The sequence below is a fragment of the Mesorhizobium sp. M8A.F.Ca.ET.021.01.1.1 genome (assembly GCF_003998025.1).
Lineage (GTDB): Bacteria > Pseudomonadota > Alphaproteobacteria > Rhizobiales > Rhizobiaceae > Mesorhizobium.
This window is the reverse complement of the sequence record NZ_RZSJ01000128.1, coordinates 1-12,382: the sequence shown is the minus strand read 5'-3', so window position 1 is coordinate 12,382 and position 12,382 is coordinate 1. Positions and strand designations below refer to the sequence as shown.

The 12,382-nt window shown below is 63.1% G+C and carries 8 protein-coding genes; 7 read left to right on the top strand and 1 reads right to left on the bottom strand.

What is annotated here, in order from left to right:
- The 5 genes from EOA36_RS12885 to EOA36_RS12865 form a co-directional block, all read left to right on the top strand.
- Positions 1-1,919: translocation/assembly module TamB domain-containing protein (locus EOA36_RS12885; protein ID WP_189553201.1), on the top strand; the 1,919-nt coding region annotated here is incomplete at its 5' end.
- Between the two features lie 252 nt (positions 1,920-2,171).
- Positions 2,172-3,824 (top strand): ABC transporter substrate-binding protein, encoded by a 1,653-nt coding sequence (locus tag EOA36_RS12880; protein ID WP_127277964.1) that lies wholly within the window; start codon positions 2,172-2,174, stop codon positions 3,822-3,824.
- Between the two features lie 217 nt (positions 3,825-4,041).
- Entirely contained in the window at positions 4,042-5,076 is a 1,035-nt protein-coding gene (locus EOA36_RS12875; protein ID WP_127277963.1) for an ABC transporter permease, read from the top strand.
- Positions 5,077-5,087: 11 nt separating this feature from the next.
- Entirely contained in the window at positions 5,088-6,245 is a 1,158-nt protein-coding gene (locus tag EOA36_RS12870) for an ABC transporter permease (RefSeq protein ID WP_127277962.1), read from the top strand.
- Between the two features lie 48 nt (positions 6,246-6,293).
- A complete protein-coding gene (locus tag EOA36_RS12865; RefSeq protein WP_127277961.1) occupies positions 6,294-8,624 on the top strand; it encodes an ABC transporter ATP-binding protein in 2,331 nt (776 codons plus the stop codon).
- A gap of 13 nt (positions 8,625-8,637) precedes the next feature.
- Here EOA36_RS12865 and EOA36_RS12860 read toward each other — a convergent pair whose 3' ends face one another.
- A complete protein-coding gene (locus tag EOA36_RS12860; protein WP_127277960.1) occupies positions 8,638-9,228 on the bottom strand; it encodes a transglycosylase SLT domain-containing protein in 591 nt (196 codons plus the stop codon).
- A gap of 216 nt (positions 9,229-9,444) precedes the next feature.
- On the opposite strand from EOA36_RS12860, the gene EOA36_RS12855 reads away from it, so the two are divergent.
- Together EOA36_RS12855 and EOA36_RS12850 are read left to right on the top strand one after the other, a co-directional pair.
- A complete protein-coding gene (locus EOA36_RS12855; protein ID WP_127277959.1) occupies positions 9,445-10,983 on the top strand; it encodes a trimethylamine methyltransferase family protein in 1,539 nt (512 codons plus the stop codon).
- A gap of 69 nt (positions 10,984-11,052) precedes the next feature.
- The coding region (locus tag EOA36_RS12850) for an FAD-dependent oxidoreductase (RefSeq protein ID WP_127277958.1) at positions 11,053-12,382 on the top strand (1,330 nt) is incomplete at its 3' end.

Below are 12,382 nucleotides of genomic sequence, written 5' to 3'. Positions count from 1 at the left end.
CATCGGGCGGCACCGTGATCCGCGGCATCGATGTCGATTTGAAACGCGACGGCGACTGGACCGGCTTCTCCGGCGGCGCCACGGTGAAGGGCATTCCAGCCAGGGCAGCCGGACGCGTGAAGGTAGCCGGTGGCACCACCACCATCGAGCTTGCGTCAGGGCAGGCGACCGTCCAGGGCATCAAGGCAGCCATCGCCCAGGCCTCGACCGTCAGCATCGCCAATGGCACGACGACGCTGGACAGGCTGGTGCTCAATCTTGGCGGCGGCACCGCGACGGTAACCGGCAAGGTCGGGCAGGCGCTCGACATCAATGCAGTGCTGGCGCGCGTGCCGATGTCGCTCGCCAACAGTTTCTCCCCCGGGCTCGATGCAGCGGGTTCCATCTCCGGCACGGTAAAGGTGACGGGCGCACCGGCGAGCCCCGCCATTGCCTTCAACATCGACGCGGCCGGGGTGCAGACGTCGCAGACCCGTAGCGCCGGCGTCGGTGCGGTGAGTGTTGCCTCGTCGGCTACCTTTGCCGGCAACAAGCTGACCTTCGACGCCAATGTCAGCGACGGCGCCGGGCTTGGCCTCAAGGGCGGCGGCACGGTGACGACGGTGGGCACTCCGGCGCTGGTGCTCGACTTCAATGGCGCCGTGCCGTTCGGCCTTCTCAGTGAGAAACTTGCCGCGCAGGGCTTGTCGCTGACCGGCAACGCCAACGTGAATGTCCAGGTGCGCGGTCCAGCGACATCTCCGGTGATCGGCGGCAGCGTCAAAACCTCCGGCGCGCGGCTGGTCGACGCACGCTCGGGCCTTGCAGTCAACGATATCGCGGCCGATGTCTCGATAGGCAACGGCGTCGCCACGATCAATCGGTTGACCGGAACCCTGTCGACGCGCGGCAGCCTGTCGGCCAGCGGTACCGTCGGCATCAACCCGGCGCAAGGCTTCCCAGCCGACCTGTCGATCAAGCTCACCGATGGCCGCTACACGGATGGACGCGTGGTGACCGCCAACCTTGGCGGCGACCTGACGATCAAAGGGCCGCTGACTTCGGCGCCGGCGATTGCCGGCACCGTCAACCTGGCCAAGACCGTCATCACGGTTCCGGACAAATTGCCGGGCTCGCTCTCGGCGCTTGACGTCAAGCACAAGAATGCGCCGGGTCCGGTCAAGGCACAGGACAAGGCGCTGCGCCCGGCGACGACCAGCGGCAAGAGCGGCGGCAGCGGCCTTGCGCTCGACGTCACGGTCAATGCGCCGAACCAGATCTTCATCCAGGGCAGGGGTGTCGACGCCGAACTCGGCGGCTCGCTCAGGCTGACCGGCCCGGCCTCGTCGCCGCAAGCCGTCGGCACCTTCACCTTGCAGCGCGGCCGGCTGTCGATCCTTGGCAAGCGGCTGACCTTCACCGAAGGCACGGTCGGGTTCTCCGGCTCGCTGGTGCCTTACCTTAATCTGACGGCGACGACGACCACGACCGGCGCGACCGTCACCATCGTGGTGTCGGGCGAGGCGACCAATCCGAAATTCACCTTCAGTTCGGTGCCGGCGCTGCCGGAGGATGAAGTGCTGGCGCAACTGATCTTCGGGCGGTCGATGTCGAACCTCTCGCCGTTGCAGATCGCGCAGCTGGCAGAAGCGGCCGGGCAACTGGCCGGGGTCGGCGGCTCGACGTCGCTGCTGGAGAATCTGCGCAGCGCCATCGGCGTCGACGATCTCGATGTCACCACCGACGACAAGGGCGGCACGGCGGTCTCGGCCGGCAAATATCTCAACGACCGCACCTATGTGACCATCCAGAAGGGCGACAAGCCAGGTTCCGGCAAGGCGACCATCGACCTCAATGTCGGGCGCGGCGTCAAATTGCGCGGCGAGGCGACGGACGCCGGCGAAGCCAAGGGCGGCATCTTCTACGAGAAGGAATATTGACGGCCTGGCCCCTGCCTTGGCCTGGACTGGCGCTGTCGTAACCGGTGCAAATGTCTCAATTTAATCGCCCGAAGAGATTTTGGCGAAATCTGGGCGCACTAGCAATTTTGCGCCAAGACTGTCGCTATCACGCGAACTGCCCCCCGTTCAAAGTTGCACATTCGCTCACATGTTCCCAATCCATGCCGTCTTTGACATCATGGCCCGGATGCGGAATGTTAATCGGCGGAAAGCCAACAATGGGAGTTAGTCATGACAATTTATAAGAGCAACGGCGACAGCGTTCCGGATCATATCCTGGCCATGGCCGAAGAAGCCAAGGCAGGTAAGGTTGATCGCCGCGAATTCCTGGCCATGGCAAGCGTCTTCGGCGCCTCGACGGCGATGGCTTATGGCCTTCTCGGTCTCGCCGATCCGACGCCGGCAAGGGCAGAAGAGGTAAAAGGCAAGAAAGGCGGCACGCTGAAGGTCGCGCAGTGGATCAAGGATCCCAAGGATCCTCGCAAGGCCGACTGGTCGGAAATTGCCAATGCCGAGCGCCAGGCGCTCGAGCCGCTGGTCAAGTATACGAGCGAATATACGTTCCGCCCTTATCTGCTGGAAAGCTGGGACGTCAACGACGACGCCACCCAGTATACGCTGCATGTGCGCAAGGGTGTGACCTGGTCCAACGGCGACCCCTTCACGGCCTCTGACGTCGTCTTCAACCTGAAGCGCTGGGCCGACAAGAAGGCCGAAGGCAATTCGATGCCCGGCCGTCTCGGCTCGCTGGTCAAGGATGACAAGCTCGACGAAAGCGCCGTGACCATGCCGGACGACCACACGGTCGTGCTCAAGCTCGGCAAGCCTGACATCGCGCTCATCCCCAACATGTGCGACTATCCCGGCCTGATCGTCCACAAGACTTTCGACGAGAAGGGCGGCGACTTCAAGAACTGCCCGATCGGCACCGGTCCATTTGAGCTCGTCTCCTACGACGTCGGCCAGAAAGTCGTCTACAAGCGCCGCGAAGACAACAAGTGGTGGGACGGCGAAGTGTTCCTCGACGGCATCGAATTCATCGACTACGGCACCGATCCGGCGGCCATGGTCAGCGCTTTCGAGGCTGGAGAAGTGCACACCAATTTCGAAACGTCGGCCGACTATGTGTCGATCCTCGACAAGATGGACCTGGTCAAGTCGGAGATCGTCACGGCTTCGACCATCGTCTGCCGCACCAACGTCAACAACAAGCCCTATGGCGACCAGAAGGTGCGCAATGCGTTGCAGCTCGCGGTCGACAACAATGTCGTCCTGCAGCTCGGCTATGGCAATGCCGGCTCGGTCGCCGAAAACCACCATGTCTGCTCGATCCATCCGGAATATTACGAACTGCCTAAGGTTGCCCGTGATCCGGCCAAGGCGAAGGCGCTGATGGCGGAAGCCGGCCAAGCCGACTTCGAACACGAGCTGATCACCGTCGACGAAGACTGGCACAAGAACACCGGCGACGCGATCGCCGCCCAGCTGCGGGAGGCCGGGATCAAGGTGAAGCGCACGGTGCTGCCGGGCTCGACGTTCTGGAACGACTGGACGAAGTATCCGCTGTCAATGACCAACTGGAACATGCGTCCGCTCGGCGTCCAGGTTCTGGCCATCGCCTATCGCACCGGCGAGGCCTGGAACGAGGCTGGCTGGTCGAACCCCGACTGGGATGCCAAGCTCAATGCGGCACTCGCCGTCGCCGACGCTGCCAAGCGCAAGGAAATGATGAAGGACATCGAGGAGATCCTGCAGGCTTCCGGCATCATCATCCAGCCCTACTGGCGCAAGCTCTACAGCCACTCGGTCAAGGCGGTGCAAAACTACAAGATGCATCCGACCTTCGAGCGCGACTACGGCAAGGTCTGGCTCGATCAGGCCTGATCGATCGGGCTGGGGAAAGGGGCATTGCCCCTTTCCCTCCCTCTCTGCGTCGCCATTGCAGGTTCGTCCGCAAAAAATACGGACTCACCCGGGAAGGCCATGCAATAAAAACAGGGTTGATCGCATTCGAGGGCCTGTTTGACGGCCAGTCCGCCGGTGACGGCAGGCGAGGCTTTGAAGCCGGCTCAAAACCCAACCCCATCGGCAGGGGGCCGCCATGCTTTCTTTCGTTCTCAGGCGTCTCGGCACCATGGCATTGACGATGCTGTGCCTGACGATGATCGTCTTCTTCCTGATCAACCTCGAACCCAATCTGAAGAAGCTGGCGATCAGCCAGACGGAAATGCACACTTCGGCCGAACAGCTGGAGGACTGGCTGATCAACCATGGCTACCGGCAGAATTTCTTCGTCCGCTACGGACAGTGGCTGGGCCTGCTGCCCAAGCAGCCGGTGACCGACCCGGCGACCGGCAAGCCGACGCAGCGTTTCACTTTCTGCAACGATCCGGCCGTACCAACTTTCTCCGGCGTCCTCGAAGGGGATTTCGGTTGCTCGACCAAGTTCAAGACGACCGTCGCCTCCAAGCTGTTCCCGGCACTTGGCGCGACCGGGATCCTGATGTTCTGTGTGTTGGCGGTGATGGTGCCGGTATCGCTCTTGATCGGCATCCTGGCCGGCATGCGCGAGGGGTCGCGAACCGACCGCGTGCTTTCGGTGGCCTCGATCGCCTCGACGGCGACGCCGGAATATGTGTCGGGGGTCATCTTCACCGTCATCTTCGCCTCATGGCTCGGCTGGTTGAACGGCTCGGCCGCGTCGGCCAGCCAGGGCATCACCTTCTACAATTTCACCCTGCCGGTGATGACGCTGGCGATCTACGGCATCGGCTACATCGCCCGCATGACTCGTGCCTCAATGGTCGAGGTGATGACGCAGCAATATATCCGCACCGCCCGGTTGAAGGGTATTTCCTTCGGCGGCGTGGTGGTGAAACATGCGCTGCGCAACGCGCTGATCGCACCATTCACCGTCATCATGCTGCAATTTCCCTGGCTGCTCACCGGCGTCGTCATCGTCGAGGTGATGTTCCGCTACCAGGGCTTCGGCTATACGCTGGTCGAGGCCGCCGGCAACAACGACATCGATCTTCTGCTGGGCTGTTCGCTGGTCTCGGTGTTCATCGTCTTGATCACGCAGCTCATTTCCGACGTCGGCTACGCATTCCTCAATCCGCGCATCCGGGTTCAGTAGGGAGAAGGCGCATGCAAGCTCAATATATCGGCGCCTCCACCATCATCCTCGAAGTGCTGTGGCGCTTCTGGCCGGTCTGGGTCGCGCTTTTCATCGTCATGGGAGCGAGCTTCCTCTACAGGAAGAAGCTGGCGCTCTATGGCCAGCTGTTCGACAGCGGCGTCGGCATCGTCGGCGTCGGCATCTGCCTGTTCTGGCTGTTCACGGCGATCTTCGCCTCGACCATCTCGCCCTTCGATCCGCTTGGCCAGATCCCGATCATGAAGGACACGCTGCCCGGCGCCATCGAACCGCAATCGGGGCTTGTCTATCTCTTCGGCGGCGACAAGCTGGCACGCGACGTGTTTTCGCGTATGGTCTATGGCAGCCAGATCGTGCTGATCATTGCGCCGGCGGCGACCGGCTTCGCGCTGATGGTCGGTATCACGCTTGGCCTGCCTGCCGGCTATTACGGCGGCAAGATCGACACGGTATTGTCGTTCCTGGCCAACCTCGTGCTGGCCTTCCCGGTGATCCTGCTGTTCTACCTGCTGGTGACGCCGGGCATCATGGACACGCCGATCCCCTATGCCATGGCCGGCGTGTTCTTCCTGTTTCCGATCATCTTCTTCAGCGTGTTGTTCTGGACACGCTACAAGAACCGGCCGGACCGGCTGTACATCCTGCTCGGCATCACCCTCATCGTCGGCGGCTGGATCTATCTTGGCCTCGTGTTCGACAAGGACCCGCTGCACATCGTCCACATCGATCCCAACCAGCTCAACATCTTCGTGGCGGTGGTGTTTGCCTCCAGCCCGGGCGTGTTCCGCATCGTGCGCGGCCTGGTGATGGATATCAAGACGCGCGACTATGTGGCCGCGGCGCAGACGCGCGGTGAATCGCCCTGGTACATCATGCTGTGGGAGATCCTGCCCAATGCACGCGGACCGCTGATCGTCGATGCCTGCCTGCGCATCGGCTACACCACCATCCTGCTCGGCACGCTGGGCTATTTCGGCCTCGGCCTGGCACCGGAAAGCCCCGACTGGGGCACGGCGATCAAGGATGCCAGCCGGCTGCTGCGCTCCTTCATCCATCCGGCGCTGCCGCCGACGATCGCGCTGATGTCGTTCGTGCTGGGGCTCAACCTGTTGGCCGACTCGCTGCGTGAACAATCGATGAAAGACTGATTGACGGGCCTTGACCCGCGTCTGGTACAATTTGGATTGGAGCGACCCATGAACGAGGCAGTTCGAAATCCCGCCAAGCCGACCAGTGGGCCGATCATCGAGATCGAGAACCTGTCGATCTCCTTTTTCACCCGCAAGGGCGAGATACCGGCGGTGATGGATTTTTCCTGCACGGTCATGCCCGGCGAGGCGATGGGCATCGTCGGTGAATCCGGCTGCGGCAAGTCGACCGTGTCGCTCGGCATCATGCGCGACCTGTCCAACATCGGGAAGATCGTCGGCGGCAGGATCAAGTTCCAGGGCAAGGACATGGGCGAGCTCTCCGACGAGGAGCTGCGCGCCATCCGCGGCAACAAGATCGCCATGATCTACCAGGAGCCGATGGCCAGCCTCAATCCGGCGATGAAGGTCGGCCAGCAGTTGATGGAAGTGCCGCTGATCCACGACAAGGTGTCGAAGGAAGAGGCCTACAAACGCTCCCTCGAAATGGTGCGCGCGGTCAAGCTGCCCGATCCCGAGCGCATGATGCGCTCCTATCCGCACCAGCTCTCCGGCGGCCAGCAGCAGCGCATCGTCATTGCGATGGCGCTGCTGTCGAAGCCGGCGCTGCTTCTGCTCGACGAGCCGACCACCGCGCTCGACGTGACGGTTGAAGCGGGCATTGTCGATCTGGTCAAGGGTCTCGGCGAGAAGTTTGGCACCTCGATGATCTTCGTGTCGCACAATCTCGGCCTCATCCTGGAAACCTGCGACCGCATCACGGTGATGTATTCGGGCGAGGCGGTCGAGACCGGCAAGATCAAGGACGTGTTCGACCGGATGCGCCATCCCTATACGCAAGGGCTGTTCCGCTCGATCCCGCTGCCGGGCGCCGACAAAAATTCACGGCCGTTGATCTCCATCCCCGGCCAGTTGCCGCTGCCGCATGAGCGGCCGAAGGGCTGCAATTTCGGTCCGCGCTGTCACCATTTCGTCGAGGGCGTCTGCAACGCCGCCGAAATCCCGATGGTCGAAGTCGCCGGACACGAGGGCCATTTCTCGCGCTGCGTACGCTTCAACGAGATCGACTGGGAAGCGCTGCCGCCCGGCGCCAAGAAGGTCAACGAAAAGGTCGTGCCCGGCGCGCCGGTGCTCAAGATCGAGGATCTCAGGAAATACTACAAGGTCGGCGGCAGCGAGGTGTTCGGCTCGAGCGAGGGCCGCGTCGTCAAGGCCAACGAGACGATATCGTTCATGGCGCGCGAATCCGAGACGGTCGCCATCGTCGGCGAATCCGGCTGCGGAAAATCGACGCTGGCCAAGGTGCTGCTCGGACTTGAGACGGCAAGTGCCGGCACCGTGACGCTGGGCAACAAGCAAATCCAGTCGACCGGCATCGAGAGCCGCAGCGTCGACACCGTGTCGTCGATCCAGATGGTGTTCCAGAATCCGTTCGATACGCTCAACCCCAGCCATTCGGTCGGGTCGCAGATCATCCGCACGCTGGAAAAATTCAATGTCGGAAAGACGGTCGCCGACCGGCGCAAGCGCATGCTGGAGCTGCTCGACCTGGTGAAGTTGCCGCGCGCCTTCGAGACCCGCAAGCCGCGCCAGCTTTCCGGCGGCCAGAAGCAGCGCATCGGCGTGGCGCGCGCCTTTGCCGGCGACGCCAAGGTTGTCGTGGCCGACGAGCCGGTTTCGGCCCTCGACGTTTCGGTGCAGGCGGCGGTGACCGAATTGCTGATGGACATCCAGCGCAAGAACAAGACGACGATGCTGTTCATCAGCCACGATCTGTCCGTCGTGCGCTACATCGCCGACCGCGTCGTCGTGATGTATCTCGGCTATATCGTCGAGCAGGGCACGACAGACCAGATCTTCGCGCCGCCCTATCATCCCTATACCGAGGCGCTGCTGTCGGCGATCCCGATTGCCGACACCAGCGTGGTGAAGAAGCACATCGTGCTGGAAGGCGACATCCCCTCGGCGATGAACCCGCCCACCGGCTGTCCGTTCCAGACCCGCTGCGGCTACAAGAAGCTGGTGCCCGACAATCTCTGCGAAACCAAGGTGCCGCCGGTGAAGAATCTCGGCGACGGCCATATGAGCCTGTGCTGGCTTTCCGACGACGTGCTCAAGACCATGGAGCCGGTCATCAAGTTCGACAAGGAACATGCCGCGCATGAGGGCGTGCCGGACGATGCGCACGGCACCGGACCGGGCTTGGCGGGGACAGCGCCCAACCGGCCGCGTGGCAAAAAGGGCAGCGCGGAAGCCGACCAGATCGGGGACGCCGCGGAGCAGGGCGAGGCGGGCATGCGAGCCCGTCGCCACGAAGTGCGCGACGAGGTTTCGGAGACCGGTGTTTCGAAGCCGAAAGACACGACGCGGCGGCACTAACCTGAAGCAGGTATCAGGAGCCGCATTGCCGTAGCTGCGCGTCATAGTCGCGGGCCATCTTGTCGGTGGCCCGGGCGTAACCCTGCACGCCGGCGTCGCCACGGTTGCCGCGGCCATAGGCGCTCCAGCCGAGATAGTAGGCGAGGTAGAGGTTGTAGGTGTCGTTGCGCGCGACGCCGTAGCTGTCGGCTGTCTTGGAATGATACCAGCCGACGAAATCGACGGCATCGGCGAATTTCGTCCGCCGTGCCGCCCAGTTGCCGGTTTCGCGCTGATATTGCGACCAGGTTCCGTCCAGTGCCTGCGAGAAGCCGGTAGCCGAGGAGACGTGCTTCCAGGGGATGAAGCCAAGCAGCTTGGTGCGCGGCGGCCGGGCGTTGCTCTTGAAGCCGGATTCCTTGCGTACGGTGGCCATCAGCACCGGCACCGGCACGCCGTATTTCCGCGACGAGCGCTCGGCGGCCGACTGCCAATTGTCGAACCAGCCGTCATTCTGGTCGAAGACGGCGCAGACATTGTTGATGTGGCTGGGCGCGGTGGCGCAAGCCGAAAGCGCCAACAGCGCGCAAACCGCAACAATTTTACTAAAACTCGACCTACGCATGGGAGGAGCAATAGGCCGAAATCATAAAGGGAATCTTGCTGCGGCCGTTAACGCTTCGTCGGCACGAGCAGATGAGAAAACATCATATCAATATTCCGACGCACACGGTCGCCTCTTATAAACTGGTGTCGAGAAAATGCCGCCTTGGCTAAAATCACGCCGGCAAACGGCGTATTTCTGACAGACCGGCCGCACTGCCGAAGCTTTGATGCCGGCATGACCGAACCAAGACGCAAGCGCGGCGCCGAGCGCACCAGCAACAGGGGGCCAGCGCCCATCGCGCAGCTGCCGCCCAGACGGGTGACGAATCCCTATCCGCCGATGGCGCTGTTGTCGTCCGACCAGATCGAGGCGATCCATCAGGCGTCGATGCACATATTGGAGAATTTCGGCATCGAGGTGATGAGCCGGAGGGCGCTGTCGCTGTTCGAGAAGGCCGGAGCCACGGTCGACCATGCGACGGCGAATGTGCGCGTCGATCGCGGCATGGTGGAAGAGGCGCTGAAGACGACGCGGACCACTTACACGCTGACACCGCGCAATCCGGCCAAGTCGATCCACCTCGGCGGCAATACCATTAATTTCACCTTGGTCGCCGGGCCGCCGAACGTGCACGACATGGAGCGCGGCCGTCGTGCCGGCAACCTGCGTGACTATGCCGATCTCACCCGGCTGGCGCAGCATTTCAACTGTATCCACATGCTCGGCAATCAGGTCTGCGCGCCGGTCGAGCTGCCGGCCAACTCACGCCATCTCGACACCTACTTCACCAATCTGACGCTGACCGACAAGAGTTTTCATGTCTCGGCGATCGGCCGGGGCAGGGCGCTGGATGGCATCGAGATGATGGCGATTTCGCGCGGGCTGACGCTGGATCAGATGCGCGACGATCCCGGTATCGCCACCATCATCTCGGTCAACTCGCCGCGCCGTTTCGACGAGATGATGGCCGAGGGGCTGGTGACGATGGCCGAATACGGCCAGTCGGTGGCGGTGACGCCGTTCACGCTGATGGGGGCGATGAGCCCGGTGACGCTGGCCGGCGCCCTGGCGCAGCAGAATGCCGAGGCGCTGTTCGGCGTGGTACTGACACAGCTCGTACGTCCGGGCGCGCCCGTCATGTACGGCGCCTTCACCTCCAATGTCGACATGAAGTCGGGCGCGCCGGCCTTCGGCACGCCTGAAAACACCAAGGCCAACATCGCCTCGGGGCAATTGGCGCGGCGTTACGGCCTGCCATACCGGACGACGCCCGGCTCGGCTTCCAACGCCGCCGATGCGCAAGGCGCCTATGAGACGCTGATGGCGCTCTGGGGCGCGGTGCTCGGCCACGGCAATCTCGTCTACCACGCCGCCGGTTGGCAGGAGGGCGGGCTGACGGCATCGTTCGAGAAATTCATCATCGACGTCGAGATGATCCAGCACATGATGGAGTTTTTGCGTCCGATCGTGGTCGACGAGGCCGAGCTTGCCGTCGAGGCACTGGGTGCGGTGCCGACAGGCGGCCATTTCTTCGGCGAGCCGCACACGCTGGAGCGCTATGCGACCGCCTTCTACCAGCCGATGCTGTCCAACTGGCAGAATTTCGAGGCCTGGCAGGAGGCCGGCGGCCTCGACGCGACGGCGCGCGCGACGCGGCTGTGGAAGAAGGCGCTTGAAGACTATGTCGAGCCGGCGATGGACATCGCCGTGCGCGAAGAGCTCGAGGCCTATGTGGCCAGACGCAAGGAAGCGATCGGGCAGGGCGAGCCGTGATTTCAGCGTCCGCTCTTCCCGTCTCGATTCATCTCACCCATCCAACTCATTGATATCAGAGAAAAATCCATGAAATCGCATGCAAAGGTCGTGGTCATTGGCGGCGGCGTCGTCGGATGTTCCGTGCTGTTCCATCTCGCCCGTCATGGCTGGACGGACATCGTGCTGCTGGAGCGCGACGAGCTGACGTCCGGCTCGACCTGGCACGCGGCCGGCGGCATGCACACGATCAATGGCGATCCCAATGTCGCCAAGCTGCAGAAATACACCATCAACCTCTACAAGGAGATCGAGGAGCTGTCCGGCCAGGCGACCGGCGTCCACCTGACCGGCGGCGTGCTTCTGGCTGCCACCGAGGCGCGGCTCGACTGGCTGCGCGGGGTCGTCGCCAAGGGCCGTTATCTCGGCATCGAGCTGGAGGAAATCTCGCCGAAAGAGGCGGCCGAACTGATGCCGCTGCTCGACCCCAGCCAGTTCGTCGGCGCCGTCCGCAACAAGGAGGACGGCCATCTCGATCCCTCGGGCGTCACGCACGCCTATGCCAAGGCGGCGCGGAAGCTGGGCGCCGAGATCGAACGGTTCACCAAGGTGGAAGACATTGTGCGCCGTGCAGACGGGATGTGGCGCGTCATTACCAACAAGGGCGAGGTGGTGGCCGAGCATGTCGTCAATGCCGGCGGCCTGTGGGCGCGCGAGGTCGGCCGCATGGTCGGGCTCGAACTGCCGGTTCTGGCGATGGAACACATGTACCTGATCACCGAGGACATGCCGGAGGTCGCCGCCTGGAACGAGAAAACCGGCACCGAGATCATCCATGCGGTCGATTTCGACGGCGAGCTCTATCTGCGCCAGGAGCGCGGCGGCATGCTGATGGGCACCTACGAGAAGGCCAACAAGCCTTGGTCCGAATTTTCCACGCCGTGGAATTTCGGCCATGAATTGCTGGCGCCCGACATCGACCGTATCGCGCCGTCGCTCGAGGTCGGTTTCCGGCATTTCCCGGCTTTCCAGAACACCGGCATCAAGCAGATCATCAACGGGCCCTTCACCTTCGCGCCCGACGGCAACCCGCTGGTCGGGCCGGTGCGCGGCCTGCCGGGCTTCTGGGTCGCCTGCGGCGTGATGGCCGGCTTCAGCCAGGGCGGCGGCGTCGGCTTGGCGCTGTCCAACTGGATGATCGAGGGCGATCCCGGCGCCGACATATGGGCGATGGACGTGGCCCGCTACGGCGACTGGGCGACCATGGCCTACACCAACGCCAAGGTGCGCGAAAACTATTCCAGGCGCTTTTCGATCCGCTTCCCCAACGAGGAACTGGCTGCCGGGCGGCCGCTGAAGACGACGCCGGTCTACGACCTGTTGTCGGCCAAGGGCGCGCAGTGGGGCGTCGCCTATGGGC

Bases quoted from the DNA above. Each gene is read 5' to 3' on its own strand.
- EOA36_RS12870 (WP_127277962.1), top strand. From the start codon at position 5,088: ATGCAAGCTCAATATATCGGCGCCTCCACCATCATCCTCGAAGTGCTG.
- EOA36_RS12860 (WP_127277960.1), bottom strand. From the start codon at position 9,228: ATGCGTAGGTCGAGTTTTAGTAAAATTGTTGCGGTTTGCGCGCTGTTG.
- EOA36_RS12875 (WP_127277963.1), top strand. From the start codon at position 4,042: ATGCTTTCTTTCGTTCTCAGGCGTCTCGGCACCATGGCATTGACGATG.
- EOA36_RS12865 (WP_127277961.1), top strand. From the start codon at position 6,294: ATGAACGAGGCAGTTCGAAATCCCGCCAAGCCGACCAGTGGGCCGATC.
- EOA36_RS12855 (WP_127277959.1), top strand. From the start codon at position 9,445: ATGACCGAACCAAGACGCAAGCGCGGCGCCGAGCGCACCAGCAACAGG.
- EOA36_RS12880 (WP_127277964.1), top strand. From the start codon at position 2,172: ATGACAATTTATAAGAGCAACGGCGACAGCGTTCCGGATCATATCCTG.